The organism is Streptomyces sp. NPDC088554, from assembly GCF_044752945.1.
GTDB lineage: Bacteria > Actinomycetota > Actinomycetes > Streptomycetales > Streptomycetaceae > Streptomyces.
This window is the reverse complement of the sequence record NZ_JBIVMF010000021.1, coordinates 1-26,075: the sequence shown is the minus strand read 5'-3', so window position 1 is coordinate 26,075 and position 26,075 is coordinate 1. Positions and strand designations below refer to the sequence as shown.

Below are 26,075 nucleotides of genomic sequence, written 5' to 3'. Positions count from 1 at the left end.
CCCGACACAACGCTCCGGAAATTCCCGGAGCCCACTTGACGGCCCGCCAGGAAGTCGGCGAAAGCCGTTCCTAGAGGCCGACTTCCTTCATCAGCATGCCGACCTCGGTGTTGGTGAGGCGGCGCAGCCAGCCGGACTTCTGGTCGCCCAGCGGGATCGGCCCGAAGGACGTCCGCACGAGCCGGTCGACCGGGAAGCCCGCCTCGGCGAGCATGCGGCGGACGATGTGCTTGCGGCCCTCGTGGAGGGTGACCTCGACCAGGTAGTTCTTGCCGGTGTTCTCGACGATCCGGAAGTGGTCGGCCTTGGCGTAGCCGTCCTCCAGCTGGATGCCGTCCTTGAGGCGCTTGCCCAGGTCGCGCGGGAGCGGGCCCTGGATCGCGGCGAGATAGATCTTCTTCACGCCGTACTTGGGGTGGGTGAGACGGTGGGCCAGCTCGCCGTGGTTGGTGAGCAGGATGATGCCCTCGGTCTCGGTGTCGAGCCGGCCGACGTGGAAGAGCCGGGTCTCGCGGTTGGTGACGTAGTCGCCCAGGTTCTGGCGGCCGTCGGGGTCGCCCATCGTGGAGACGACACCGGCCGGCTTGTTCAGCGCGAAGAACAGGTGCGACTGGGTGGCGACCGTCAGGCCGTCGACCTTGATCTCGTCGCGGTCCGGGTCGACACGCATGCCCTGTTCGAGGACGATCTCGCCGTTGACCTCGACCCGCGACTGCTCGATCAGCTCCTCGCACGCCCGCCGCGAACCCATGCCGGCGCGGGCCAGGATCTTCTGGAGCCGCTCGCCCTCCTGCTCGGCGCCCGGGTTGGTCCTGGGGGTCTGGATCGAGGGCTTCTCGGAGTACCGGTCGCGGTTGCGCTGCTCGATCTTGGCGTCCAGCTCGCGCGGACGGGACGGAGCGCCGCGTCGCGGACCGCCCCGGCCGGCGCTCTGCGAGGGCTTCGGGCCGCCCTTGGCGCCGCCGCGGGCCGCCGCGCCACGGGCACCCTGACGCGCGCCGCCGGGCGCGCCGGAGGCGGTGGAACCGCCCGTGGGGCCCTCCGAACGGCCGACGTCGTAACGGCGCTCCTCGGGACGCGGACGGGAGGGACGCTTCTGCTCGTCGTCACGCCCACCGCTCGCGCTCCGGCCGCCACCGCTCGTCCCGCGACCGCCACCGGCCGCGCCCCGGCCGCCCGCGGCACCCCGGCCGCCACCGGCACCGCGACCGCCCGCGGCGCCTCGGCCACCACCGCCGCCGGCGCCCCGGCCGTCCCGGCCGCCGCCGCTGCCGCTCCTGCCCCCGCCGCTCCGGTTGCCGCTTCCGCTGTTCCTGTCGTTGCTTCGCATCAAAGTTCCGTCTTGTCGTCTTCGTGAGTATCCGGGGCGTCCGGATCGAACGACGGAACGCCTTCCTGGCTCTCGGCCTCGATCGCGTCCGCCTCTGGGAGGAAGGGGGCCAGCTCCGGGAGCTCGTCCAGGCCCCGCAGGCCCATCCGCTCCAAAAAGTAGTTCGTCGTCCTGTACAGGATCGCACCTGTTTCGGGTTCCGCGCCCGCCTCCGCCACCAGCCCGCGCTGGAGGAGGGTGCGCATCACCCCGTCACAGTTCACTCCGCGCACGGCCGAGACCCGCGACCGGCTCACGGGCTGGCGGTACGCGACGACCGCGAGCGTCTCCAGCGCGGCCTGGGTCAGCCGGGCCTGCCGGCCGTCGAGCACGAACGCCTCGACGGCCTTCGCGTACGCGGGCCGCGTGCAGAACCGCCAGCCGCCCGCCACCGTCCGCAGCTCGAACCCCCGGCGCTGGGCGGTGTACTCGTCGGCCAGCGCCCGCAGCGCGTCGGCGACGGCCCGACGGGGGCGGCCGAGGACCTCGGCGAGGTGCTCCTCGGTGGCGGGCTCGTCGACGACCATGAGGACGGCCTCCAGCGCGGGCCGCAGCTCCAGCGCCCCGGCGTCGCCGCCCGCGTCCGTACTCGCACCGTCTCCCGCACGGTCGCTCACGCCTTCTCCTCACGGTCGAACCGCGGCTCACGGTCGAATTCATCGGTCACGGCCCGCGCCGCGTCACCGTCCCCGCCCGTCCAGCACACCATGAGCGGCCCGAGGGCCTCCTCCTGGTCCAGGGCGACGGCCCGTTCCCGGTACAGCTCCAGCAGCGCCAGGAAGCGCGCCACCACCGTCAGCGTGGAGACGTCCTCGGTGAGCGCCGCGAAGCCGAGCGCGCCCCGCTCCCGCAGCCGTGCGACGAGGATGCCCGCCTGTTCCCGTACGGAGACGAGGGGCGCGTGGATGTGGTCGACGTACACCCGCGGCGGCGGCTTCGGCAGCATCGCCCGCGCCGCGAGCGCGGCGAACCCCTCGGGCCCGATCCTGATCATGACCTCGGGCAGCAGCCCGGCGTGGTGCGGCTCCAGTCCGACGGTACGGGGAAAACGCCCGGCCTCGTCCGCCAGGCGCGCGCCGAAGATCTCGGCGACCCGCTTGTACGCGCGGTACTGGAGCAGCCGCGCGAAGAGCAGGTCACGCGCTTCGAGGAGGGCGAGATCGGCCTCGTCCTCGATCTCGGCGGCGGGCAGCAGCCGGGCGGTCTTCAGATCCAGCAGCGTGGCGGCCACGACGAGGAACTCGGTGGTCCGGTCGAGGTCCCCGTCGGGCCCCAGCGACCGCAGGTGCGCCATGAAGTCGTCGGTGACCCGGGACAGCGCGACCTCGGTCACGTCCATCCGGTGCTTCGAGATGAGCTGGAGCAGCAGGTCGAACGGCCCCTCGAAGTTCGTGAGCCGTACGGTGAACCGCGCGTCGCCCGGACCCGCCTCACCGGCGGAGACATCCGCCTCCCCGGCGGAAACGCCCTCCGCGGACGCCCCGGCCCCCCGCCCCGGGGTGCGACGGGGCCGGCGGGTGGGGCCGGAGGGCGGGGGCATGGTGGTCCAGGTTCCTGGCGGTCGCTCGGGGCTGTCCGCGCAGGCTACCTTCAGCGTCCGCGCAGACGCCGTACGAGAATGCTCGCGTCGCCGCGCGATTCGAGGTCGGCGAGGACCACGGCGACCGCCTCGCGGACGATGCGCCCCCGGTCCACGGCGAGCCCGTGCTCACCGCGCAGGACGAGGCGCGCGTGTTCGAGGTCCATCAGCTCCTCGGCCGAGACATAGACCGTGATCTTCTCGTCGTGCCGTTCGCGTCCGCTGGGGCGGCGGTTGGCGCCCCGCCCCCGCCGGCGCTGCTGGCCGCCCTGCGGCTGTCCCTGACCGCCGGCCTCGGGCGGTCTGCGGCCCTGTACCGCGGCGGCCGCCTGTTCGGCGTCCGCCGTCCGGCTCCGGGGAGCTTCCGCCGCGTGGGCGTCGGTGGCCGAGTGCTCCTCGGTCCGGCCGGTCCGCGCCGCGCCGGCCGACCGCTCCTCGCCCGCCGGGTCGCTCTCCCCCGCCGGGCCCGGCACGCGGGGTTCGCCGTTGGCGTTCCGCCGCTGGGACGCGGGCGAGGAGGAGGTCAGCGCCGTGCCACCGGTCGTACGGAACAGTTCGTCGGCCCCGGGCAGACTCACACGGCGTGACACCGGGCGAGCACCTCCCTGGCGAGCTGGCGATACGCGGCGGCGCCGACGGAGTTCGAGGCGTATGTGGTGATCGGCTCACCGGCGACGGTGGTCTCCGGGAAGCGCACGGTCCGCCCGATCACCGTGTGGTAGACGTGATCGTCGAACGCCTCGACCACGCGCGCGAGGACCTCGCGGCTGTGCACCGTACGGGAGTCGTACATCGTGGCGAGGATGCCGTCGAGCTCCAGCTCGGGGTTGAGCCGTTCCTGGACCTTCTCGATGGTCTCGGTCAGCAGCGCCACCCCGCGCAGCGCGAAGAACTCGCACTCCAGGGGCACGATCACCTTGTGGGCGGCGGTCAGCGCGTTCACGGTCAGCAGACCGAGCGAGGGCTGACAGTCGATCACGATGTAGTCGTAGTCCGGCAGCAGCGGCTTCAGCGCCCGCTGGAGCGTGGACTCGCGCGCGACCTCGCTGACGAGCTGCACTTCCGCGGCCGAGAGGTCGATGTTGCTCGGCAGCAGGTCCATGTTGGGCACGGCGGTCTTCAGGAGGACCTCGTCGGCCGCCATGCCCCGCTCCATGAGCAGGTTGTAGACGGTGAGGTCGAGCTCCATCGGGTTCACGCCGAGACCGACCGACAGGGCTCCCTGCGGGTCGAAGTCGACGAGAAGCACCCGCCGGCCGTACTCCGCGAGCGCGGCACCCAGGTTGATGGTCGACGTGGTCTTGCCCACGCCGCCCTTCTGGTTGCACATCGCGATGATCTTCGCGGGGCCGTGGTCGGTGAGCGGGCCCGGGATCGGGAAGTACGGCAGGGGACGCCCGGTCGGGCCGATCCGCTCGCGGCGCTGGCGTGCGGCGTCGGGGGCGAGGGTGGCCGCGTACTCGGGGTCGGGCTCGTATTCGGCGTCGGGGTCGTAGAAGTGCCCCTCGGGCACTTCGTTGTAGTCGGCGAATGGGCTGGACTCTCGCCCGCCCTCGTTGCCGGCCATGGCGTTCACGTGTTGGCCGTCCATCATCTGGTGGGCTGTCGTCATGTGCTGGTGGGTGGCGAAGGTGCGGACCGCTACGGAGCCGACGGCTTCGAACCCCGACGACGGGTTCTGGCCCCTCACCGGCGTTCCTGGGTGACCACCCCCGGGAGTAAATGTCGACTCATTCACAAGTCGTCTTACCTCCTTGGACGGGACCAGGAAACTTTATCGATAGGTCAGCGTGGCACCATGCCGACGATTGGCGACTCTATGGCGTGTCACCGCTTCGCAGCAACACAATCCACCGGACCCGGCCCGATGTGTCGGCAACCGAACACCTCCCTGTCAAGGGCGCACAAGCCTCTCACCAAGGCACGTTCGGCCCGTTCGACCGCCACGCCAAACGGTTGAAAACGTTGCGTTCGAGGCGTGTTGACCAGGGGGTCGGGAGCGGTCCCGCACGCCGACGGCCGGACCTCGCTGAGCAAGATCCGGCCGTCGGCGCGATGTTGACGAGACGCGTTGACGCGTCACCCCAGAAGCGTGCTCAATTCGGCGTGATCCAGACCGTGCGCTTCGGCCACCTCACGGTAAATCACCTGGCCGTCGTGGGTGTTGAGCCCCTTGGCAAGGGCCGGATCCCGCCGTAGCGCACCGGCCCAGCCGCGGTCCGCCAGCTCCACGATGTACGGCAGCGTGGCGTTGGTCAGGGCGTACGTGGAGGTGTGCGGAACGGCGCCCGGCATGTTGGCCACGCAGTAGAAGACCGAGTCGTGGACGCGGAAGGTCGGCTCGGCGTGCGTCGTGGGGCGCGAATCCTCGAAGCAGCCACCCTGATCAATCGCAATATCGACAAGTACACTTCCGGGCTTCATCCGGGCGACGAGGTCGTTGGTGACGAGCTTCGGCGCCTTCGCGCCGGGGATGAGAACGGCCCCCACGACGAGGTCGGCCTCGACGACCGCCTTCTCCAGTTCGAAGGTGTTGGAGACGATGGTCCGTACCTTCGTACCGAAGATCCTGTCGGCCTCGCGCAGCTTGCTGATGTCCCGGTCGAGCAGCGTTACGTGGAACCCCATGCCGACGGCGATCTGGACGGCGTTCCAGCCGGAGACCCCGCCGCCGATGACGACGGCCCGCCCCGGCGCCGTGCCGGGCACCCCGCCGGGCAGCACACCCCGGCCGCCGGCCGAGCGCATCAGGTGGTACGCGCCGACCTGCGGGGCCAGCCGCCCCGCGACCTCGGACATCGGGGCCAGCAGGGGCAGCGCGCGGCCGGCCGTCTCGACGGTCTCGTACGCGATGGCGGTGGTGCCCGAGTCCAGCAGGGCGTCGGTGCAGGCGCGGGAGGCGGCGAGGTGCAGATACGTGAAGAGCGTCTGGTCCTTGCGCAGCCGGTGGTACTCCTCGGCGATCGGCTCCTTCACCTTGAGCAGCAGATCGGCACCGGCCCAGACCTCGTCGGCGGTGGGCAGGATCCGCGCGCCCGCGGCGGTGTACTCGTCGTCCGTGATCGAGGAGCCGGTGCCCGCGCCCTCCTCGACGGCGACCTGATGCCCCCGGCTCACCAGCTCGTGCACTCCGGCGGGGGTGATGGCCACCCGGAACTCGTTGTTCTTGACCTCGCGGGGGATACCGACCAACACGGCAGATCACAGCCTTGGCTAGGGGGACTTCCCGTGGTGGATCCCAGGAGGAGCGACCGGGGGAGCCCAGGGGACGATCCCATACATATCCCTGCACACGGAGCGTACAAGGAGGCACCGCGAAGATGCGGCAGAGCCAGTCTAATGAAGGATTTCCCACTGTCTAGCCTTGCAAAGCATCAATCTCCAGCCGAAGCGCTACGGGTTTCGCAGGTGTTTTCCCTCCGTTTCCAGGAGTCGTTCGGCAGCGCCCCGGTGCAGCCTGGCCGCCGTCGGGTCACCGAGCCGGTCGAGGGTGTCCGCCACCCTCAGCTGGAGCGCCGCCTGAAGCCGTACGTCACCGGCCTGCCGCGCCATCTCCACCGCCTCCCGGCAGGTGCGCAGCGACTCCTCGGGGCGGCCCGCGTACTCCTGGACCCGGCCCGCCTCGCTCAACGCCCTGGCCTGGCCCGGCAGGTCGCGCAGTCTGCGGTAGACGGCGGCGGCGGCCCGCCAGTCGCGCAGCGCCGCGCCGTAGTGGCCCGCGTAGGTGTGGACGGTGCCGAGACGGCCGTACAGCCTGGCCTCGTCCTCCCGCTCGCCCCGGTTCAGCCGCTGGGAGAGCGCCCTGCCGTACCAGTCGGCGGCCCGCTGCCAGTCGCGCAGATCCTGGTGGGCGCCGCCCACGGACTCCATCGCGCGGCCGGTCGCGTAGAGGTCGTTCGCCGCGCGTCCGGCGTCCAGCGCGGCCCGGTAGCGGACGAGCGCGTCGTGGGTACGGCCCGTCCGGGCGTCCAGGTCGCCGATGTTCAGCAGGGCGGCGGCCTGCTCGCGGTGGAGCCCCTGGCGTTCGGCGATGTCGAGGACCAGGTGGTGGAGCCCGTACAGCTCCGGCGCGGCGGCCTCGGTGCCCCAGTGCGCGGCCAGCGCGCGGACCAGCGCGGCCACCAGCCTGCGGGCCAGGGTGTCCAGCTCGCCGTCCGCGACCGCGAGCCGGGCGGAGGCCAGCAGCGCGGGCCGGCGCGAGAACAGCCACCGGTCGGCGGCGTCGGCGGTCGGAAAGCGCAGCGCGCGGGGCAGCCCGGCGAGCCGTTTGCGGGCCGGGGAGCCCTCGGGGTCGGTGACCGCGCGGCAGGAGTGGAGCAGCCGTACGGTCCGCTCCAGCATCCGCGCGCGGGCCAGCTGCACCTCGGAGGGCCGGTCCTCCCGCTCCATGACGGCGCTCAGCAGCGGGACCAGCGAGCCGGGGACGAGGTACTGGGCGTCGGCGTCCCGGTCGTCCGCGTCCGGGGAAAGCGCCCCGGCCGCGTGCACCAGCCCCCGTACGGTGAAGTCGTCCAGCATCGCGCGGGCGGCCGACACCGAGCAGCCCGCCAGCGCGGACGCGGTGTGCGCGTCGACGAGGCCCGCGGGCGCCAGCGCGAGCAGCCGCAGCATCCGGGCGGCGGCCCCGGGCAGGCTCTCGTACACCAGCCGGAAGGCGCGGGCGAGCGGCCGGTCACCGGCGGGCCGCTCCGGGTCGTGCGGTACGGCGCACAGCTGCTTGGTCACATCGGCGACCGACGCCGTGGGCCGGGCGGCGAGCCAGCCACCGGCCAGCACCAGTGCGGCGGGCTGCCCGCCGCACTCCTCGGCGAGGCATTCGGCGGCCTGCGGATCGACGGTGATGCGTACGGCCCCGGCGTACCGCCCGAGCAGTTCGATGGCGGCCTTGGCGTCCATCCCGCCCAGCGTGCACGGGCGGACGTCGGGGATCCCGGTGAGCGGGCCCTGCGCCACCGCGACCACCAGGCAGTCGGGGTTGTCGGGCACCAGCGGATCGACCTGCTCGGCGTCCACGGCGTCGTCGAGGAGCAGCAGGACCCGCCGGACGGCGAGCGCCTCGCGCACCATCTCGGACAGCTCGTCCTCCCCGGCGCCGGGCGGGGAGGCCACCCCGAAGACCCCGAGGATCTCGCGGGCGGTCCGCTCGGTGGGCACGCGCTCGCCGTCGGACTCGGTGAGCCGGGTCCGTACGACACCGTCCGGATAGCCGTCCCGCAGCCGCCGGGCCAGCTCCTGCGCGAGTGTGGTGCGCCCGGATCCGGGGCGTCCGGCGATCAGCAGTACCCGGGCGCGGGGTTCCTTGCGGCCGGAGATCGTGTTGAGCCCGGCGCGCTCGATGTCCCCGCGCAACGCCTTCAGCTCCCGCTGCCGTCCGAAGAACCAGCCGTCGTGCGGGGGCCGTACCCGCCGGGGCCCGTCCGCCACCGGCCGGGGCGCGGGCCGGGGGCGGACGGGCGGGGGCGGCTGCTCGGGATCGGGCGCGGTGACGATCGGCGCGTCGGCAACAACGACGGCGACGGCCGGCTCGTCGCTCCCGACGGCGATCCGGTCGGATGCGCGCTCCCGCGCGCCGTCCGGTGGGAGGTCGGATGCGGTCGCCGTCCACGCTGTTGACTTTGATTCAATAGTGGACTTTGATGCGGAGACACCACCGCGCCCGCCAGCAGCCCGCGCGCGGCCGGGACCGTCCACATCCACCGCCTGATCCGTCACGGGCCACGCTCCGTCCGCCTGCGCACGAGCCGAGCCCGGCGGGTCTCCACCGGGCGGTTCGAGCGTAGTTCACTCTCTGCGACGGAACGGTTCGGGCGCGGCCGGTAGATCCCCCAATCGGATCAGCATTTCGTCAGATGAGACGAGTGGCGGATCCACCGGCGACCCCACGGCTCAGGATGCGAACGGACGAGCGGGCCAGGGCGCTTCCGCCGGACGCAGCGCGTCCACCCCGTCACCGGCCAGGACCGCGGTGAGCGCCAGCACCCCCACCGCCAGACAGTTGCTGTGCAGCTCACCCGCGAGCACCCCGCGCACCAGCTCCGCCCTGTCCACCCGGGCCAGCTCCATGTCCGCCTCCTCCTCGGAGACCTCGAAGCGCTCGCCCTCCGCCTCCGACAGGTCCCGGGCGAGGAAGATCCGTACCGCCTCGTCGCAGCCGCCCGCCGTCGGGTAGACATCGGTCAGCACCCGCCAGTCCTCGGCCTTGACGTGCGCCTCCTCGTACAGCTCGCGCTGCGCCGCGTGCAGCGGGTTCTCCCCCGGTATGTCGAGCAGCCCGGCCGGGATCTCCCACAGCCTCTGCCGCACCGGGTGGCGGTACTGCCGCAGTACGAGCACCCGGTCGGCGCCGTCCAGCGCGAGGATCGCCACGGAACCGGGATGGACCTGGTAGTCGCGCGACACCACCGTGCCGTCGGGCATGACCACATCATCCGTACGGACACTGGTCTTGTTGCCGCGGAACGGCGTCCTGGTCGCGGTGGTCCGCCACTCCTCGGGGGCGTCCTTGATCGTCATGAAACCGTCCTCCCACAGTGGCGCACAAGCGGAAACCGGGGCACAGGTCCCGAAGACCCGTACCCCGGCTCCCACCGTATCGCCTACGGCACCGCCTAGGACGTGGCGTCCACCGGCGCCCGGCGCGCGCTCCGGCGCTCCACGGCGGCCTTCACCAGCCCCGCGAACAGCGGATGCGGGCGGGTCGGCCGGGACCGCAGCTCCGGGTGTGCCTGGGTGGCGACGAGGTACGGGTGCGTGGAGCGCCCGTACTCGACGTACTCGACCAGCTTGTTGTCCGGGGACGTGCCCGAGAAGATCAGGCCCGCCTTCTTCTCCAGCTCCGCGCGGTAGGAGTTGTTGACCTCGTAGCGGTGGCGGTGGCGCTCCTCCACGTACGGCTGGTCGTCGTAGACCTCCCGCACGATCGAACCCTCGGCGAGCTTCGCCGGGTAGAGCCCGAGCCGCATCGTGCCGCCCAGGTCACCGGCGCCCTCGACGTAGGCGAGCTGCTCCTCCATCGTGGAGACCACCGGGTGCGCGGTGCCCGAGTCGAACTCGGTGGAGTTGGCCTCGGGGATCTCGGCCAGGTTGCGCGCGGCCTCGATGACGATGCACTGGAGCCCCAGACAGATCCCGAGCAGCGGGACCTTGTTCTCGCGGGCGTAGCGGATCGCGCCGACCTTGCCGGGCACCCCGCGCTCGCCGAAGCCGCCGGGGATCAGGATCCCGTCGACATCGCCCAGCTGCTTCGCGGCGCCCGCCGGCGTCTTGCAGTCGTCCGACGCGACCCACTTGATCGTGGTCCGCGCCTTGTTGGCGAAGCCCCCGGCGCGGATCGCCTCGGTCACCGACAGATAGGCGTCCGGCAGGTCGATGTACTTGCCGACCAGCGCGATGGTGACCTCGTGGTCGGGGTTGTGGACCCGGTCCAGCAGGTCGTCCCAGACCGCCCAGTCCACATCGCGGAACGGCAGGTCCAGCTTGCGTACGACATAGGCGTCCAGCCCCTCGGTGTGCAGCACCTTGGGGATGTCGTAGATCGACTTGGCGTCCACGCAGGCCACCACGGCCGCCTCGTCGACATCGCACATCAGCGAGATCTTGCGCTTGATCGCGGTCGGTACGTCCCGGTCGGCGCGCAGCACGATCGCGTCGGGCTGGATGCCGATGTTCCGCAGGGCCGCCACCGAGTGCTGGGTCGGCTTGGTCTTCAGCTCACCGGACGGGCCGATGTAGGGCAGCAGCGAGATGTGCACGACGAAGACGTTGTCGCGGCCGACCTCGTGGCGCACCTGGCGGACGGTCTCCAGGAACGGCAGCGACTCGATGTCGCCGACCGTACCGCCGACCTCGGTGATGACGACATCGACGTCGTCGGCCGCCATCCGCCGGATGCGGTGCTTGATCTCGTTGGTGATGTGCGGGATGACCTGGACGGTGTCGCCCAGGTACTCGCCGCGCCGCTCCTTGGCGATGACCTGCGAGTAGACCTGGCCGGTGGTGACATTGGCCGAGCCGTCGAGGTCCACGTCGAGGAAGCGCTCGTAGTGGCCGATGTCCAGGTCGGTCTCGGCGCCGTCGTTGGTGACGAACACCTCACCGTGCTGGAACGGGTTCATGGTGCCGGGGTCGACATTCAGGTACGGGTCGAGCTTCTGCATGGTGACCCGCAGGCCGCGCGCCTTGAGCAGCGCGCCCAGGCTGGAGGCCGTCAGGCCCTTGCCGAGGGAGGATGCGACCCCCCCGGTGACGAAGATGTGCTTGGTCGTCGAGGTTGTCGAGGATCGGTTCGGCATGGCCAAGAGGGGGCTCCCGTGGTCGCGGTCTGAGGTGCGTACCGGCGACCCCGGCCCGTAACGGGCGGGGTGCTCGATCGCTGCGGTTTCGGGGCCTCTCAGCTTCGCTCGGGAGTCCACCGGTCCACGGGCTACCAGGGTATCAGCGACCCGGGGAGGGTGGATCCGGTCGCGCACCGCAATCGCTTTCCCCCGCGTCCCGCGTTTCCCCCCGGCCGCCCCCCTATCCCTCGTTCGGCGGACCGCTGTTGTCGAGACCGTGACACGGAACGCTCACGTGCGTCGTATCCTGCTCAAACATTCGCTGCCGAGTACGGCCGGCAAACGGCACCACCCCCGCCCGATTTCCCGGAAAAGCCAGCTCGTCAACGACCCTTGACCAACGTACGCGCCCCTCGGGGGCGGACATGGCCGTTCGACTGGAGATGCACGTGGCCGGGCGCATCGAGGATTACGCACTCATCGGAGACATGCAGACCGCTGCCCTGGTCTGCCGGGACGGCACAGTCGACTGGCTGTGCCTGCCCCGCTTCGACTCCCATGCCGTGTTCGCGGCTCTCCTCGGTACCGAGGAACACGGTTTCTGGCGGCTCGGTCCCACGCATCCCGCGGGCACCGTGGCACCGCCCGCCACCCGGCGCAGGTACCGGGGCGATTCCCTGATCCTGGAATCGGAGTGGGACACGCCCCGCGGCACCGTGAGGGTGACCGATTTCATGCCGCCGCGAGACGGAGCACCCCAGGTGATCCGCATCGTGGAGGGCATCAGCGGCCGGGTGCCGATGCGCTCCTCGCTGCGGATGCGCTTCAGCTACGGACGGGTCACGCCCTGGGTCCACAAGGTCGACAACCGCACGGTCGCCGTGGCCGGACCCGACTCGGTCTGGCTCGACACCGAGGCCGAGACCCACGGCAAGGACCTGACGACCTACTCGGAGTTCACCGTCGCCCCCGGCGACCGGGTCTCCTTCACCATCAGCTGGCAGCCCTCGCACCACCAGCCGCCCGCGCTGCCCGACCCGGAGGGCTCGCTCGAAGCGACCTCCGACTTCTGGCGCGAGTGGATCGAGCACTGCACGTACCACGGCCCCTACCGGGAAGCCGTGGTCCGCTCGCTGATCACGCTCAAGGCGCTGACCTACGCGCCGACCGGCGGGATCGTCGCCGCCCCGACCACCTCACTGCCCGAGGAGATCGGCGGCGGACGCAACTGGGACTACCGCTACACCTGGCTGCGCGACGCCGCCATCACCCTCTCCTCGCTGCTGCGCACCGGCTACCGCGAGGAGGCCCGTGCCTGGCGCGAGTGGCTGCTGCGCGCCGTCGCCGGTGACCCGGAGAACCTCCAGATCATGTACGGCATCGCCGGCGAGCGCGAGCTGGGCGAGGCCGAGCTCGACTGGCTGCCCGGCTACGAGCGGTCCGGCCCGGTCCGGGTCGGCAACGGCGCGGCGGGCCAGCTCCAGCTCGATGTGTACGGCGAGGTCACCGAGGCGCTGCACCTGGCCCATATGACCGGCCTGGCCCGCAACGACTACGCCTCCGTGCTCCAGCTCAAGCTGATCCAGTACCTGGAGAAGCACTGGGACCAGCCCGACGAGGGCATCTGGGAGGTCCGGGGGCCGCGCAGGCACTTCGTCCACTCCAAGGTGATGGCGTGGGTCGCGGTCGACCGCACGATCAAGCTGATCGAGTCCGGCGACGCGGACGGCCCGCTGGAGCGCTGGCGCGAGCTGCGCGACGACATCCACCACGATGTCTGCGAGAAGGGGTACGACAAGGAGCGGAACACCTTCACACAGTCGTACGGCTCCCAGGAGCTGGACGCGTCGCTCCTGCTCATCCCGCAGATGGGCTTCCTGCCGCCGGACGACAAGCGCGTCATCGGCACGATCGAGGCGATCCAGCGCGAGCTGTCCACGGAGGACGGGTTCGTCCTGCGCTACCCGACCTCGGGCGACGACGCGGGCGTCGACGGACTCGAAGGGGACGAGGGTGCCTTCCTGGCCTGCTCGTTCTGGCTGGCCGACGACCTCGCGATGATCGGCCGGGTCGACGAGGCCCGCAAGCTCTTCGAGAAGCTGCTCGGCCTCCGCAACGACCTGGGGCTGCTGGCCGAGGAGTGGGACTCCAAGCTCCAGCGCCAGGTGGGCAACTTCCCGCAGGCGTTCAGCCATGTCCCCCTGATCGACACGGCCCTGCGCCTGACCGCGTCGGGCGCCTACGGCGGCTGACGCGCCTCCGGCGGTTCCTCCCTTCGTGTACCGCCCCGGTCGTCATGGGTCCGACGACCGGGGCCACACGTTTCTCCGGGGACAACCGGCCCCCGGCCGGCCACGACGATCGGTTGTACGCCTCTAGGGTGGGCCCGTGGACACCGAGGCATTGCGATCGTTCGTCCGGGCGGCCGAGCTCGGTCAGGTGCGGCGGACCGCCGATGAGCTGGGCGTGACGCAGCCGGTCTCCAAGCGGATCGCCGCCCTGGAGCGCGAGCTGGGAGCGCCTGTTCACCCGTACCGCCCGAGGGGTCGAGCCGGCCCCCGACGGGCTGGCGTTCCTCCCCCACGCGCGGAGCGTCGTCGCGGCTGTCGAGCGCGCCATCACGGCGGTCGGGCCGGGCTCCCCGAGCCGGTCCGGCTCCCCTCCTGGGCGACGCCACGTCACGGCGACAGCGACACCGTCCGCACGGCCCGGCCCCGGCACAGAGGATCGCGACATGCCCCATGACCGTCTCCTGCGCGTCCACAGCGCCGAGTTCCGGGCCATGGCCGAGAGGGTACTGCGAGTCACCGCACTCACCTCTCGCCTGAATGTCCTGCCCTTCGAGGACGAAGCGGGCAAGGCGGATCTGTTCGAGCAGATCCTCGGCAGGCCGCTGCCGACGGGAACGACGATCTATCCGCCCTTCTACACGGACCACGGCCGCCATCTGGACCTCGCCGAGCGGGTGTTCATCAACCAGAACTGCACGTTCCTGGATTACGCGGGCATCCGGCTCGGCGAGCGCGTGATGGTCGGGCCGAAGGCCACGTTCATCACCGTCGGCCATCCGGTCGATCCCGAGGAGCGCCGGGGGTGGCTGAGCGGCGGGCCCATCGATGTGGCGGAGAACGTGTGGATCGGCGCCGGTGCCACGATCCTGCCCGGCGTCAGCATCGGCCGGGACGCGGTGATCGCCGCCGGCGCGGTCGTGGCCGATGACGTCCCGGCGGCCACCCTGGTGACCGGTGGCAAGGCGACCGTGCGCCGACAGTGGTGAGGGCGCTCTCGTTCAGCGGAACCGGCTGGTCTGGGCCAGTTCGTCGTAGACGCTGAGCGTCTGGGCGATCGTCTCGTCCTCGGTGGGCCAGGTCGCCGCCTGCGCCCGCCCCCCGGCGGCCAGCTCCTGACGGCGCGCGGGATCGGCGAGCAACCGTACCACCGCCGCCGAGAGGGCCCGCGCATCGCCGTACGGGACGAGTTCGGCCGCGTCCCCGACCAGTTCGGGAACGGCCCCGACCGCCGTGGCCACCAGCGGCACCCCGAGCCGCAGCGCCTCCTGGGCCGGCCCGGAGCGGGGCTCCCAGCGGCTGGCCAGCACGACGAGATCGGCGGCGGCCAGCAGGTCGGCGGCATCATCACGGCGCCCGACGAGCCGCACGGGCAGCCCGGCGCTCTCGATCCGCCGCTGGAGCCCGGCGCGCTCCCGGCCCTCCCCCACGATGACGAGCAGCGGCGCCGGGTCGAGCCCGCGCCACCCCTCGACGGCGTCCAGCAGCGTGCCGTACCCCTGTTCCGGTACGAGAGCGCCCATGGCGACCAGCAACGGGCGGTCGACCGCGCCGAGTTCGGCGCGGGCCTTGTTCTCGGGAGTCGCCCCGCGCAGGGGCACCGCGACCGGCGCGAGACGCGCGTCCCGCGCGCCCCGGCCACGGGCCCGGTCGACCAGCTCCGACGAGGTGCCGAGCACCACGGCCGCAGCCCTGACGGCCCGTCGCTCCAGCAGCCGCGCCACCTGCCCGCGCGGGCCCCCGGAGTGCGAGCGGGTGTGCACCGTGACGACCAGGGGAATGCGCGTACCGCCCAGCGCGAGAGCGCTGCGTACCGCCGCGTGCAGCCCGTGCGCGTGCACCACGTCCGCCCCGGCGCACGCCGCCCGCAGCACGGCGACGGCGACCGGGTCGCTCCGCCGTTCCACGGCCACGTGGTACGCCCCGGCCCCGCCGAAGTCGTACACGCGATCCAGTTCGTCGGGGGCGCACACCGTCACCCGCACTCCCCGGGCCACCAGGCCCGCGGCCAGCGACCGGACATGCGCGCCGCTGCCCGCGCTGCCGCCGCCCAGCACCTGGACCGTACGCAGTTGTGTCACGTGGGCGGGGCTCCTTCCGGGGCTTCCAAGGATGCCAGTCCGTACGCACGTTCCGGCACCACCGGGGCCCGTTCTTGTGCCGGGCCCGCGAGTCAGCGACGCGCATTCACCCACATGGGTGAATCATCGAGACCGGGCACCCGCCCCCGCTCCACACGGGGCCCGGCCGGTCAGACACCTCCCCGAGCGGTGGCCAGCAGCTCCTCCGCGTGCGCCCGAGCCGTGGACGAGTCCTCCTGCCCGGCCAGCATCCGGGACAGCTCCCGCACCCGGTCCTCGCCTTCCAGGACCGTCACCCCCGACCGCGTCACCGATCCGTCGACGGTCTTCTCCACGAGCAGCTGCCGGTCGGCGAAGGCCGCGACCTGCGGCAGATGCGTCACGACGACGACCTGCGCGGACCGGGCGAGCTTCGCGAGGCGCCGGCCGACCTCGACCGCGGCCTTGCCGCCGACGCCCGCGTCGACCTCGTCGAAGAGGTACGTCGGCACGGGATCGGAGCCGGCGAAGACGACCTCGACGGCGAGCATCACCCGGGACAGCTCACCGCCGGACGCCCCCTTGGCGATCGGCCGGGGCTGGGCACCCGGGTGCGGCGCGAGGAGGAGTTCGACCTCGTCCACGCCGTGCGGCCCGTAGACCACGGAGCGGCCGCCGACCTCGACACCGGCCGCCTCGTCGGCGGACTCGGTCTGGCGGATGTCGAAGGAGACCCGGGCGTGCGGCATGGCCAGCGAGGCCAGTTCGGCGGTGACGGCCGCCGCGAACCGGGCGGCAGCCGACACCCGGGCATCGGTGAGGGCCTGGGCGAGCCCCGACAGCTCGGCGCGCAGGGCGTCGCGCTCGGCGGTCAGCTCGCCGATGCGCTCGTCGTCGCCCTCCAGCTCGGTCAGCCGGGTGGCGGCGTCCTCGGCCCACTCCAGTACGGCGGCGATATCGGCGCCGTACTTACGGGTGAGGCCGGTGAGCGCGGCCCGGCGCTCCTCGACCACGGCCAGCCGCCGCGGATCGGCGTCCAGATTGTCCGCGTATCCGGCGAGTTCGCCCGCGACATCCGCCAGCAGGATGGAGATCTCGCCCATCCGGTCGGCGAGCCCGGCGAGGACCGGGTCATGGGCGCGTACGGCCTCCAGCGCGCGCCCCGCGCCCCCCACGAGGGTGGTCGCGTCGACGGCCTCCGGGTCCTCCGGGTTCCCGACGAGCGCGGCGTGCGCGACGGACGCGGCGGCGGAGAGCGCCTCGGCGTGCCCGAGCCGCTCGGCCTCGGCGGAGAGTTCGGTGTCCTCCTCCGCGACCGGCGCGACGGCGGCGACCTCGCCCAGCCCGAAGCGCAGCAGATCGGCCTCCTGGGCCCGCTCGCGCGCCCGCGTGGTCAGGGCGTCCAGTTCGGTGACGACGGCGCGCAGCCGTCGGTAGGCCGTCGCGTACGCCCCGAGGGGCACGGCGACGGCGTCGCCCGCGTACCGGTCGAGGGCCTTGCGCTGGCGCGCGGGCCGCAGCAGCCCCTGCTGGTCGGTCTGGCCGTGGACGGCGACGAGGTCGTCCGCCAGCTCGGCCAGCACCCCCATGGGCACGGCGCGCCCGCCGAGATGGGCGCGCGAGCGCCCCTCGGCCGAGACCGTCCTGCTGATGAGCAGCGCCCCGTCGTCCAGTTCGGCGCCCGCCTCCACGGCACGCAGGGCCGCGGGCGTGTCGGCGGCCATGGTGACGCGCCCCTCCACGACCGCCGCCTTGGCACCGATCCGCACCAGCGCGGGATCGGCCCGCCCGCCGAGCAGCAGTCCCAGACTGGTGACGACCATGGTCTTGCCCGCGCCCGTCTCACCGGTCACCGCGGTGAAGCCGGGTGACAGCTCGATCACCGCGTCGTCGATGACCCCGAGCGACCGTATCCGCATCTCCTCCAACACGGTGATGACCATACGAGGTCCCGGGGGCGCCGCGCGACGGCCCCCGCCTCCGGTCCCCCCGGCCGTACCCTGCCCGAGGAGACCCGCATACGGTTCATAACGTCACAATCAGCCTGAAATCACGGCGCTCACTCGTGCGGCGCCCCGCGCCACCCGGAGACCGGCAGGGCGAACTTGGCGACCAGCCGGTCGGTGAACGAGGCGTGGTGCAGCCGCGCCAGCCGTACGGGCACGGCTCCGCGCCGTACCTCCACCCGCGCGCCCGGGGGCAGCTCGACGGTCCTGCGCCCGTCGCACCACAGCACCCCGTTGGGGGTGTCGGGCTGGATCTCCACCGCCAGCACCGTGGTCGGCGAGGTGACCAGCGGCTTCGCGAAGAGTGCGTGGGCGCTGATGGGCACCAGCAGCAGCGCCTCGACATCGGGCCAGACGACGGGCCCGCCGGCCGAGAAGGCGTACGCGGTCGACCCGGTGGGCGTGGCGCAGACGATGCCGTCGCAGCCGAATCCGGTGACAGGACGGCCGTCGATCTCCAGGATCACTTCGAGCATCCGCTCGGGCGACACCTTCTGCACGGTGGCCTCGTTGAGCGCCCAGTCCTTGTGCAGGATGTCGCCGTTGGAACGGACGACGACATCGACGGTCATCCGCTCCTCGACCTCATACGCCCGGGTGACCACGCGGTTGACGACCTTGTCCAGATCGTCGCGTTCCGCCTCGGCGAGGAAGCCGACCCTGCCCAGGTTGACGCCGAGCATCGGGACGCCCGAGGCGCGCGCGAACGCGGCGCCGCGCAGCAGGGTGCCGTCGCCGCCGAGCACGATCAGCAGTTCACAGCCGTCGAGCGCCTCGGGGGTGGCGTCGGGCACCGACTTGACGGAGGGCGGCAGCGGCGGCAGGTCGACGGCCTCGCTGTCCAGCACCCGTACGGCGATGCCGTTGTCCACCAGTCCGTTCACGACGAGTTCGGCGCTGCGGATCGCGGCCGGCCTGCCGGTGTGGGCGAGCAGGAATACGGTGCGGTCTTCGGTCATGGTCAACGGGGTCCCTCCGCCACTGCGCGGTCGACATCCGCCGGGTCCAGCTCGGGCGCCCCGGCTCGGAGCCACAGAAAGTACTCGACGTTTCCGGAGGGACCGGGCAGCGGACTGGCGGTGACGCCCCGTGCGCCGAGCCCGAGTTCACCCGCCCGTCGTGCCACGGTCCGTACGGCCTCCGCGCGCAGCTCCGGGCTGCGGACGACGCCTCCACTGCCGAGGCGCTCCTTGCCCACCTCGAACTGCGGCTTGACCATCAGTACGAGGTCCGCGTCCGGGGCGGCGCAGCGCGCCAGCGCGGGCATGACCACCCCCAGCGGAATGAACGACAGATCGCCCACCACAAGGTCCACAGGCTTCCCTTCGATCGCATCGAGCGTCAACTCACGTACATTCGTACGGTCCTTGACGGTGACGCGTTCATCGCTCTGCAGGGACCAGGCGAGTTGTCCGTATCCGACGTCCACCGCGACGACATGGCTGACTCCGGCGCGGAGCAGGACATCGGTGAACCCGCCGGTGGAAGCGCCCGCGTCGAGCGCCCGCCGGCCGCGGACCTCCAGGCCGAGCGGCATGAAGACGGCGAGCGCCCCGGCCAGTTTGTGTCCACCGCGCGAGACGTAGTCGGGGTCGGCGTCGTCCGCCTTGACGACCACGGCGGCGCTGGTCTCCACCTGGGTGGCGGGCTTGGTCGCGGTAGTGCCGCCGACCGTCACCCGGCCTCCGGCGATCAGCTGGCTCGCGTGCTCCCGCGAGCGCGCGAGATTACGGCGTACCAGCTCGGCATCGAGACGGCGGCGTGCCAGTCCAGCCACGTTCGGTTCAGCTCCTGTGGTCGTACGCGGGAAGTCACCCGGGGGTCGGTCGCGCGTCGAGCGCGGCCAGCGCGTCGCGCAGCCCCCGGTGTACATCCTCGTACACCTCGATGTGTCCGTCGGAGGGGAGGTGGTCGGCGTCGGCGAGCCGCGCGAGCCGTTCGTCCACCTCGGTGTGCCCGGTGGGGGCGCGTTCCACTCCGAGCGGGCGCGGAAAAGCCTCCTCGGCCTCCCGCCGCGCCGTCGGGTCGCCCGTCGAGTCGCTCATGCCCTGACGCTACCGCGCCGCCCTGCGGTAACGTCGGTCACGATGGCGACGAAGGAGGAGTGCCGCGGCGCACTCGACAGGCTCTCCGGCAAGCTGGCGCGGACGGACGGCACGGCCCGTACCGCCGCCGGGTTCGACCGCTCGCTCAGCTGCCACATCACGGATCTGGACCTGACCTTCACCGGCCGGCTGGTGGACGGCCGGATCGAGGTGACCGACACCGTGGCGGGCCCGCCGCCCGCGAAGGCGGAGATCCGGCTCGCCATGACGGGGGACGATCTGGTGGCCCTGGTTGACGGCGGCCTGAACTTCGCCCGCGCCTGGAGCTCGGGCCGGGTCCGGCTGGAGGCGGGGTTCCGCGATCTGCTCCGGCTCAGATCGCTCCTGTAACCCGTACGGGCACTACGTCTCGGACCGTACGGGCACGGCCACCGCGTCCCGGGCCGCGGCCTCCCGGCGCGCCCGGCGCCCCGCCGGTACCACCAGGGGCGTCCCGGTCTCCGGGTCGTCGATCACCTGGCAGCGCAGCCCGAACACCTCCTCCACCCGGTCCGCCGTGACGACCTCCGCCGGGGTGCCCTCCGCCACGATCCGTCCGTCGCGCATCGCGACGAGGTGGGTGGCGTACCGGGCGGCGTGGTTGAGGTCGTGCAACACGGCGACCAGGGTGCGGCCCCGGGTCTCGTGGAGTTCGGCGCAGAGGTCGAGCACATCGATCTGGTGCTGGATGTCGAGGAAGGTGGTGGGCTCGTCCAGGAGCAGCAGCGGGGTCTGCTGGGCGAGTGCCATGGCGATCCAGACGCGCTGGCGCTGGCCGCCGGAGAGTTCGTCGACATAGCGGGCGGCGAGTTCGCCGACGCCGGTGGATTCCATCGACTCCCCGACGATCCGCTCGTCCTCGGGCGACCACTGGCGCAGCAGCCCCTGGTGCGGATAGCGGCCGCGCGCGACCAGGTCCGCGACGGTGATGCCGTCGGGCGCGATGGACGACTGCGGCAGCAGCCCGAGGGTCCGCGCGACCTTCTTGGCGGGCATGGCGTGGATGGCCGCGCCGTCCAGCAGGACGCGCCCCTCGGACGGCTTGAGCATCCGGGAGAGCGCGCGCAACAGGGTCGACTTGCCGCAGGCGTTCGGGCCGACGATCACGGTGAACGAGTGGTCGGGTATCTCCACGGACAGATCGCGCGCGATGACCCGCTGGTCGTAGCCGAGGGTCACCGATTCCGCGGTGAGGCGCTGCATGGTCGTACTCCTGGCGTCCACGTCGTACTCCTGGTGTCCACGGGGTTCTTCCGTCCCCTCGCGCCGTACGGAACAGCGACCGCGAGGCGGTCCGGCGGACATCCGCTCCGCCCACCCGTACCGTCGACCACGGCAAGTTAGGTTAGCCTACCCTCGCATTCTCTCCGATCCGTCTCGTCGGCCCGTCTCGTACGACAGCACCCGCAGGGCCCGCCCGGAACAGCAGAAACACCCGGACGGGCCCCACCCCCCTTTCCTCCCCGGCGCTACAGCCCGAGCCGCGCCAGCGCCTTCCCCGTGTCCAGCGCGCAGGAGCCGTCCCCCGCCGCCGTCCAGGCCGCCGCGCACAGCGCCCGCAGCCCGTCGAGCGGCCCGCCGTCCCCGTCCAGCGCCAGCGCGCTCCCGTCCACGGAAGCGGTCCAGCCGCCGCACCCGAACGCGCCGTTCTCGACGGTCACTTCGGGCTGCCCGGTCAGCAGTCCCCGCAGGTCCGCGTCGACATAGGTCGGCCGGTGCCGGGGCTCGGCGGCCAGCAGCGCCGCCCCGTCCGTCACTCCGGTCAGTACGAGCAGCGAGTCCACCCTGCCGTTGAACGCGCCCTCGATGTCCGTGTCCAGCCGGTCCCCGACGACCAGCCCGCGCTTCGCGCCGGTCCGCAGGATCGTCTCCCGGTGCATCGGGGGCAGCGGCTTGCCCGCCACCTGCGGCTCGGCGCCGGTGGCGATCCGTACGACCTCCACCGCCGCGCCATTGCCCGGCATGATGCCCCGCGCGCTCGGGATCGTCAGATCGGTGTTGGACGCGAACCACGGGACACCGTTGTTGATCGCGTAACAGGCTTCGGCGAACCGCCCCCACGCCAGATCGGGGCCGCCGTACCCCTGCACCACGGCCGCCGGACCGTCGGCGGCGGACTCCACCGGTTCGAGCCCCCGCTCCCGCAGCGCGATCCGCAGCCCCTCCCCACCGATGACCAGGACCTTCGACCCGGCCGGCAACTGCTCGGCGATCAGCCGGGACACCGCCTGCGCCGAGGTGATCACCTCATCGGCCACCGCGTCCAGACCCAGCTCCGTCAGATGCTCGGCCACCGCCTGCGGCGGACGGAGCGCGTTGTTGGTGACGTACGCGAGACGCATCCCGCCGTCCCTGGCGGTGACGAGCGACTCGACCGCGTACGCGATGGCCTCCCCGCCCGCGTAGACCACTCCGTCCAGATCGAGCAGCGCCGTGTCGTACGCCTCGCTCAAAACGGTCGTGCTCCCGCTCGGCCTGGTCCTGCTCTGCTGGCTCATACGTCGTGGCTCCTCGGTCGGGACTACTCCCCCGATCATCGTGCATCCCGCCGCCACGCCCATAAGCCGCACACATACGATGATCAGATGAACACATCAGGTCATGGGGACAAAGGTCTGCGACTGATTCCATTCCGTGGACTGCGATACGTCCCCGAGCGGGTCGGCAGCCTGTCCGCCGTGACCTCGCCCCCGTACGACGTGGTCGTACGGCCCGACGGGCTCCACCATCTGGAGTCGGCGGACCCGTACAACATCGTCCGGCTGATCCTCCCGCAGGCCGCCACCCCCGGAGCCAGACACCGCCGGGCGGCGGTGACCCTGGGCCAGTGGCTGTCCGAGGGCGTCCTCGCCCCCGATCCCGAACCGGCGCTGTACGTGTACGAGCAGCGCAAGGGCGACCTCCTGCAACGCGGGATCATCGGCGCCCTGGCCCTCTCCCCGCCCGCGGACGGCATCGTGCTGCCCCACGAGGACGTGATGCCGGACGTCGTGGAGGACCGCGCGGCCCTGCTGCGGACGACCGCGGCCAATCTGGAACCGCTGCTCCTGACGTACCGGGGCGGCAGCGAGGCCACCGCGGGCACCCCGGGCGTCGTCGAACGCACCCTGCGCCGGGACCCGCTCCTCACCACGACCACGGACGACGGCTTCAGCCACCGGCTGTGGTCGGTCACGGACCACGGCGACCTCGCGGAGATCTCCGGCGACCTCGCCCATCACCAGGCCCTGATCGCGGACGGCCACCACCGCTGGGCGACCTATCTGCGGCTCAACGACGAACACCGGGCCGCCGGATCAGCGGGGCCCTGGGGCTACGGCCTGGTCCTGCTGATCGACACGGCCCGCTATCCCCTCCAGGTCCGCGCGATCCACCGGCTGCTCCACCGGCTGCCCGTCGACCGGGCCCTCGCCGCCCTCACGGGCGCCTTCCGGGTCCGTACGATCGAGGGCCCGCTCCCCCACGCCCTCGACGCCCTGGCCGAGGCCACCGCCACCGGCAACGCGTTCCTGCTCGCCGGGGACGGCCGCTTTCACCTGGCCGACCGCCCGGACCCCGCTCTCCTCGCCCGTACGGTACGCACCGACCGCCCGGCGGCCTGGCGGGAACTGGACGCGACGGTCCTGCACGCCACGCTCCTCGACCACCTCTGGGGGATCCCGGACGACCCGGAGCACATCGCCTACATCCACGACACCCAGGCGGCCATCGCCCAGGCGGAACGCCACGGCGGTACGGCGGTCCTGCTCCACCCGGTCCGCGAGGACGTCGTACGGGACCTGGCCCGCCAGGGCGTCACCATGCCGCGCAAGTCCACCTCCTTCGGCCCCAAACCGGCGACGGGGCTGGTGCTGCGGAGCTTGGAACTCGGCTGAAACAAAAAGGTCGGCTGAAACAAAAAAGGGAGTGGCGGCCACCCCGACCCGGGGCAACCGCCACTCCCATGTGATCACTCAGTCCTTCTTGCCCTGCTCTGTCTTCTCGTCCTGCGCTGTCTTCTCGTCGGCCTTGTCGTCGCTCTCGACGGTGTCCTCGTCGGCGACGTCCGCCAGCTGTTCCGCCGTCCCGACCTCGACCGCTGCCGGAGCCTCGGACCCGGCTCCGGCCTCGTCCTTGGTCTCGGTGTCGTCCTCGGCCATGGCGTCGACGAACTCGACCCCGTCCAGCTGGGCGAGCCGGTCGGAGGCGTCGGTCATCCCGTCCTTGTCCGCCTCGACGGTCTTCCCGAACCACTCCCGGGCCTCGTCCTCGCGCCCGGCCGACAGCAGCGCGTCGGCGTACGCGTAACGCAGCCGGGCGGTCCACGGCTGTACGGCGTGGGACGCCAGCTCGGGGCCCTGAAGCGTCACGATGGCCGCGTCGATCTGCCCCATGTCCCTGCGCGCACCGGCCGCGACCAGCCGCATCTCGACCTGGCCCGCCTTGTCGAGCTTCTGAACCTCGGGCTCGCCGGCCATCGCCATCGCCCGCTCGGGACGGCCGAGACCGCGCTCGCAGTCCGCCATGACGGGCCACAGCTCGACGCCTCCGGTCATCCGCCGCGCCGCCCTGAACTCGGCCAGCGCCTCGGCGTACTTCTGGGTCGCGTACGCGGCGAAGCCCGCGGCCTCACGTACGGCGGCGACCCGGGAGGCCAGCCGCAGCGCGATGCGCGAGTACGCGTACGCCTGCTCGGGGTCCTCGTCGATCAGCTGGGCGACCATGACGAGGTTCCTGGCGACGTCCTCGGCGAGCGTCTTGGGCAGGCTCATCAGCTCCTGCCGCACGCTCTTGTCGATCTCGTCGCCGGTCACGTCCTCCGGGATCGGCAGCCGCTTGATCGGCTCCCGGTCGCGGTCACGGTCGTCCCGGCGCTCGTAACCACCGCTCCGGTTGTCGTCCCGGCCGCGATATCCGCCACGGTCCCCACCCCGGTCGTCACGGCGCCCGTAGCCACCGCCACCGCCGCTCGTGGGACGGCCGCCTCGGTCGTCGTCACGACGGGGCCGGCTGGGCCGGTCGTCACGGCGCGGGCCGCTGCTCGGCCGGTCGTCACGGCGGTCATCGCGGCGGAACGCGGGCCGCTCGTCACGCCCGCGGTCGTCCCTGCGGGGACCGCTCGGCCGGTCGTCACGACGGGGCCCATTGGTGGGCCGGTCATCACGACGTGCGAAACCGCTGCCACGGTCGTTGTCACGGCGCGGACCACTGCTCGGCCGGTCGTCACGACGCGGGCCACTGGGCCGGTCGTCACGACGGTCGTCACGACGGAACGCGGGGCGGTCGTCGCGCCCGCGGTCGTCGCTGCGGGGACCACTGGGGCGGTCGTCACGGCGGAACGCCGGGCGGTCATCGCGACGAGGAGCGCTGCTGGGCCGGTCGTCACGGCGCCCGTACCCACCGCCACCGGTACCCGCACCGGCCGGACGGCCACCACGGTCATCACGGCGGGGAGCGCTGAAGCGGTCGTCACGGCGCGGGCCGCTGGTGGGCCTGTCGTCGCGACGGTCGTCACCACGGCGGTCATCACGGCGATCGTCACGCCGGAACGCGGGCCGCTCGTCACGCCCGCGGTCGTCACGACGGGGCCCACCGGTGGGCCGGTCGTCGCGGCGCGGACCACTGCTCGGCCGGTCATCGCGGCGCGGGCCGCTGGTCGGCCTGTCGTCACGGCGCCCGTACCCGCCACCACCGGTACCACCGCCGGTCGGACGGCCACCACGATCGTCACGACGGCCATAGCCACCACCGCTGGAACCGGCACCGGAACGCGCGCCGCCACCGGTCCCCGAGCCGGAGCCGGGCCGGCCACGGAACCCGCCGCCCCGATTGTCATCACGTCGCGGTGCGCGATCACGATCGTCGCGGCCTCCTCGGAAGCCGCCCCGGTCACCACTGTCGCTGCGGCGCGGATCGCGCTCAGGACGGTCGTCGGAGGAGTTGGGGGACATCGGTGGGGCTCCTGTCTTCGGGTACCGCAGTCATTCTCGCGCACTCGGGCTTCCGGTGCGCTTCGGGTAATGCTTCGGGGTCACAAAGGGGGAAAATAAAAAAGACCCGTGGTCCAGCGTGAACGCTGGACCACGGGTCCATGAAAGATTGTTCGGCGGCGTCCTACTCTCCCACAGGGTCCCCCCTGCAGTACCATCGGCGCTGTGAGGCTTAGCTTCCGGGTTCGGAATGTAACCGGGCGTTTCCCTCACGCTATGACCACCGAAACCCTATCGGGCCATCCCACAGAAGCGGGATATCGGCACTTAGCGAACAAGCACGCTCTTCAATTAAGTACATAATCAAATACATACTGGTTCAACCGGTGCGACTGTTCGCAACCCGGGAACCACACAGTGGACGCGAGCAACTGAGGACAAGCCCTCGGCCTATTAGTACCAGTCAGCTCCAACCGTTACCGGTCTTCCACATCTGGCCTATCAACC

General features: G+C 72.0%; 22 protein-coding genes, 2 rRNA genes and 1 pseudogene. 5 read left to right on the top strand and 20 right to left on the bottom strand.

Features of this window, described 5'->3' with window-relative positions; all coding sequences use genetic code 11:
• Nucleotides 1–70: 70 nt before the first annotated feature.
• From ACIP8W_RS23485 to ACIP8W_RS23445, 9 genes are all read right to left on the bottom strand, one after another.
• Nucleotides 71–1,330, bottom strand: a complete 1,260-nt coding sequence (locus tag ACIP8W_RS23485) for a pseudouridine synthase (RefSeq protein ID WP_402204482.1) — start codon at nucleotides 1,328–1,330, stop codon at nucleotides 71–73.
• Nucleotides 1,330–1,986 carry an SMC-Scp complex subunit ScpB gene (gene scpB, locus ACIP8W_RS23480; protein ID WP_401958039.1) on the bottom strand — a complete coding sequence of 219 codons (657 nt, stop codon included), beginning with the start codon at nucleotides 1,984–1,986 and terminating at the stop codon, nucleotides 1,330–1,332. The genes ACIP8W_RS23485 and scpB overlap by 1 nt, the downstream gene beginning before the upstream one ends.
• The gene (locus ACIP8W_RS23475) at nucleotides 1,983–2,909 is read right to left on the bottom strand and encodes a segregation and condensation protein A (RefSeq protein WP_402152846.1); all 927 of its coding nucleotides are present in this window, start codon (nucleotides 2,907–2,909) and stop codon (nucleotides 1,983–1,985) included. The genes scpB and ACIP8W_RS23475 overlap by 4 nt, the downstream gene beginning before the upstream one ends.
• Before the next feature lie 50 nt (nucleotides 2,910–2,959).
• Entirely contained in the window at nucleotides 2,960–3,526 is a 567-nt protein-coding gene (locus ACIP8W_RS23470; RefSeq protein WP_401958044.1) for a hypothetical protein, read from the bottom strand.
• Nucleotides 3,523–4,638, bottom strand: a complete 1,116-nt coding sequence (locus ACIP8W_RS23465; protein WP_401958047.1) for a ParA family protein — start codon at nucleotides 4,636–4,638, stop codon at nucleotides 3,523–3,525. The genes ACIP8W_RS23470 and ACIP8W_RS23465 overlap by 4 nt, the downstream gene beginning before the upstream one ends.
• Nucleotides 4,639–5,027: 389 nt before the next feature.
• A complete protein-coding gene (ald, locus tag ACIP8W_RS23460) occupies nucleotides 5,028–6,143 on the bottom strand; it encodes an alanine dehydrogenase (protein WP_401958049.1) in 1,116 nt (371 codons plus the stop codon).
• Nucleotides 6,144–6,341: 198 nt separating this feature from the next.
• Nucleotides 6,342–8,372, bottom strand: coding sequence for a tetratricopeptide repeat protein (locus ACIP8W_RS23455; RefSeq protein WP_402204539.1), 2,031 nt, complete (start codon nucleotides 8,370–8,372; stop codon nucleotides 6,342–6,344).
• 462 nt (nucleotides 8,373–8,834) lie between these two features.
• Entirely contained in the window at nucleotides 8,835–9,461 is a 627-nt protein-coding gene (locus ACIP8W_RS23450) for an NUDIX domain-containing protein (protein ID WP_402204479.1), read from the bottom strand.
• Nucleotides 9,462–9,556: 95 nt separating this feature from the next.
• Complete coding sequence (locus ACIP8W_RS23445) at nucleotides 9,557–11,239, bottom strand: CTP synthase (RefSeq protein ID WP_401958053.1); 1,683 nt, start codon at nucleotides 11,237–11,239, stop codon at nucleotides 9,557–9,559.
• Between the two features lie 431 nt (nucleotides 11,240–11,670).
• Between ACIP8W_RS23445 and ACIP8W_RS23440 the strand changes: the two genes are divergently transcribed.
• From ACIP8W_RS23440 to ACIP8W_RS23430, 3 genes and pseudogenes are all read left to right on the top strand, one after another.
• Entirely contained in the window at nucleotides 11,671–13,473 is a 1,803-nt protein-coding gene (locus ACIP8W_RS23440; RefSeq protein ID WP_401958082.1) for a glycoside hydrolase family 15 protein, read from the top strand.
• 136 nt (nucleotides 13,474–13,609) lie between these two features.
• Nucleotides 13,610–13,866 (top strand): annotated as a pseudogene (locus tag ACIP8W_RS23435) (LysR family transcriptional regulator); the annotation flags it as partial.
• A gap of 89 nt (nucleotides 13,867–13,955) precedes the next feature.
• Entirely contained in the window at nucleotides 13,956–14,498 is a 543-nt protein-coding gene (locus ACIP8W_RS23430) for a DapH/DapD/GlmU-related protein (protein ID WP_401958084.1), read from the top strand.
• A gap of 12 nt (nucleotides 14,499–14,510) precedes the next feature.
• Here ACIP8W_RS23430 and ACIP8W_RS23425 read toward each other — a convergent pair whose 3' ends face one another.
• From ACIP8W_RS23425 to ACIP8W_RS23405, 5 genes are all read right to left on the bottom strand, one after another.
• Nucleotides 14,511–15,590 (bottom strand): glycosyltransferase family 4 protein, encoded by a 1,080-nt coding sequence (locus ACIP8W_RS23425; RefSeq protein ID WP_401958054.1) that lies wholly within the window; start codon nucleotides 15,588–15,590, stop codon nucleotides 14,511–14,513.
• A gap of 170 nt (nucleotides 15,591–15,760) precedes the next feature.
• Nucleotides 15,761–17,512, bottom strand: coding sequence for a DNA repair protein RecN (recN, locus tag ACIP8W_RS23420; RefSeq protein WP_402204477.1), 1,752 nt, complete (start codon nucleotides 17,510–17,512; stop codon nucleotides 15,761–15,763).
• Nucleotides 17,513–17,628: 116 nt separating this feature from the next.
• Nucleotides 17,629–18,534 (bottom strand): NAD kinase, encoded by a 906-nt coding sequence (locus ACIP8W_RS23415; protein ID WP_401958060.1) that lies wholly within the window; start codon nucleotides 18,532–18,534, stop codon nucleotides 17,629–17,631.
• 2 nt (nucleotides 18,535–18,536) lie between these two features.
• A complete protein-coding gene (locus ACIP8W_RS23410; RefSeq protein WP_402204475.1) occupies nucleotides 18,537–19,352 on the bottom strand; it encodes a TlyA family RNA methyltransferase in 816 nt (271 codons plus the stop codon).
• Nucleotides 19,353–19,386: 34 nt separating this feature from the next.
• On the bottom strand, nucleotides 19,387–19,620 hold the full coding sequence (locus ACIP8W_RS23405) for a hypothetical protein (protein ID WP_401958065.1): 234 nt from the start codon (nucleotides 19,618–19,620) through the stop codon (nucleotides 19,387–19,389).
• A 42-nt stretch (nucleotides 19,621–19,662) separates the two neighbouring features.
• Between ACIP8W_RS23405 and ACIP8W_RS23400 the strand changes: the two genes are divergently transcribed.
• The gene (locus ACIP8W_RS23400; protein ID WP_401958068.1) at nucleotides 19,663–20,010 is read left to right on the top strand and encodes an SCP2 sterol-binding domain-containing protein; all 348 of its coding nucleotides are present in this window, start codon (nucleotides 19,663–19,665) and stop codon (nucleotides 20,008–20,010) included.
• 12 nt (nucleotides 20,011–20,022) lie between these two features.
• Here ACIP8W_RS23400 and ACIP8W_RS23395 read toward each other — a convergent pair whose 3' ends face one another.
• Both ACIP8W_RS23395 and ACIP8W_RS23390 read right to left on the bottom strand, forming a co-directional pair.
• Nucleotides 20,023–20,862: an ABC transporter ATP-binding protein gene (locus tag ACIP8W_RS23395; protein ID WP_401958087.1), complete on the bottom strand. Its 840-nt coding sequence runs from the start codon at nucleotides 20,860–20,862 to the stop codon at nucleotides 20,023–20,025.
• Nucleotides 20,863–21,128: 266 nt separating this feature from the next.
• A complete protein-coding gene (locus ACIP8W_RS23390; RefSeq protein ID WP_402153380.1) occupies nucleotides 21,129–22,157 on the bottom strand; it encodes an HAD hydrolase-like protein in 1,029 nt (342 codons plus the stop codon).
• Between the two features lie 87 nt (nucleotides 22,158–22,244).
• On the opposite strand from ACIP8W_RS23390, the gene ACIP8W_RS23385 reads away from it, so the two are divergent.
• Complete coding sequence (locus ACIP8W_RS23385) at nucleotides 22,245–23,534, top strand: DUF1015 family protein (protein ID WP_402153378.1); 1,290 nt, start codon at nucleotides 22,245–22,247, stop codon at nucleotides 23,532–23,534.
• A gap of 78 nt (nucleotides 23,535–23,612) precedes the next feature.
• On the opposite strand, the gene ACIP8W_RS23380 is transcribed toward ACIP8W_RS23385, so the two are convergent.
• From ACIP8W_RS23380 to ACIP8W_RS23365, 4 genes are all read right to left on the bottom strand, one after another.
• Nucleotides 23,613–24,425, bottom strand: coding sequence for a hypothetical protein (locus ACIP8W_RS23380; RefSeq protein ID WP_401958089.1), 813 nt, complete (start codon nucleotides 24,423–24,425; stop codon nucleotides 23,613–23,615).
• 23 nt (nucleotides 24,426–24,448) lie between these two features.
• A complete protein-coding gene (locus tag ACIP8W_RS23375) occupies nucleotides 24,449–25,378 on the bottom strand; it encodes a hypothetical protein (RefSeq protein ID WP_402204472.1) in 930 nt (309 codons plus the stop codon).
• 361 nt (nucleotides 25,379–25,739) lie between these two features.
• Nucleotides 25,740–25,856 (bottom strand): 5S ribosomal RNA (gene rrf, locus ACIP8W_RS23370).
• Between the two features lie 145 nt (nucleotides 25,857–26,001).
• A 23S ribosomal RNA gene (locus ACIP8W_RS23365) occupies nucleotides 26,002–26,075 on the bottom strand; the annotation flags it as partial.

Bases quoted from the DNA above. Each gene is read 5' to 3' on its own strand.
- ACIP8W_RS23485 (WP_402204482.1), bottom strand. From the start codon at position 1,330: ATGCGAAGCAACGACAGGAACAGCGGAAGCGGCAACCGGAGCGGCGGG.
- ACIP8W_RS23475 (WP_402152846.1), bottom strand. From the start codon at position 2,909: ATGCCCCCGCCCTCCGGCCCCACCCGCCGGCCCCGTCGCACCCCGGGG.
- ACIP8W_RS23450 (WP_402204479.1), bottom strand. From the start codon at position 9,461: ATGACGATCAAGGACGCCCCCGAGGAGTGGCGGACCACCGCGACCAGG.
- ACIP8W_RS23445 (WP_401958053.1), bottom strand. From the start codon at position 11,239: ATGCCGAACCGATCCTCGACAACCTCGACGACCAAGCACATCTTCGTC.
- ACIP8W_RS23430 (WP_401958084.1), top strand. From the start codon at position 13,956: ATGCCCCATGACCGTCTCCTGCGCGTCCACAGCGCCGAGTTCCGGGCC.
- recN (WP_402204477.1), bottom strand. From the start codon at position 17,512: ATGGTCATCACCGTGTTGGAGGAGATGCGGATACGGTCGCTCGGGGTC.
- ACIP8W_RS23415 (WP_401958060.1), bottom strand. From the start codon at position 18,534: ATGACCGAAGACCGCACCGTATTCCTGCTCGCCCACACCGGCAGGCCG.
- ACIP8W_RS23405 (WP_401958065.1), bottom strand. From the start codon at position 19,620: ATGAGCGACTCGACGGGCGACCCGACGGCGCGGCGGGAGGCCGAGGAG.
- ACIP8W_RS23400 (WP_401958068.1), top strand. From the start codon at position 19,663: ATGGCGACGAAGGAGGAGTGCCGCGGCGCACTCGACAGGCTCTCCGGC.
- ACIP8W_RS23395 (WP_401958087.1), bottom strand. From the start codon at position 20,862: ATGCAGCGCCTCACCGCGGAATCGGTGACCCTCGGCTACGACCAGCGG.
- ACIP8W_RS23390 (WP_402153380.1), bottom strand. From the start codon at position 22,157: ATGAGCCAGCAGAGCAGGACCAGGCCGAGCGGGAGCACGACCGTTTTG.
- ACIP8W_RS23385 (WP_402153378.1), top strand. From the start codon at position 22,245: ATGAACACATCAGGTCATGGGGACAAAGGTCTGCGACTGATTCCATTC.
- ACIP8W_RS23375 (WP_402204472.1), bottom strand. From the start codon at position 25,378: ATGGCCGTCGTGACGATCGTGGTGGCCGTCCGACCGGCGGTGGTACCG.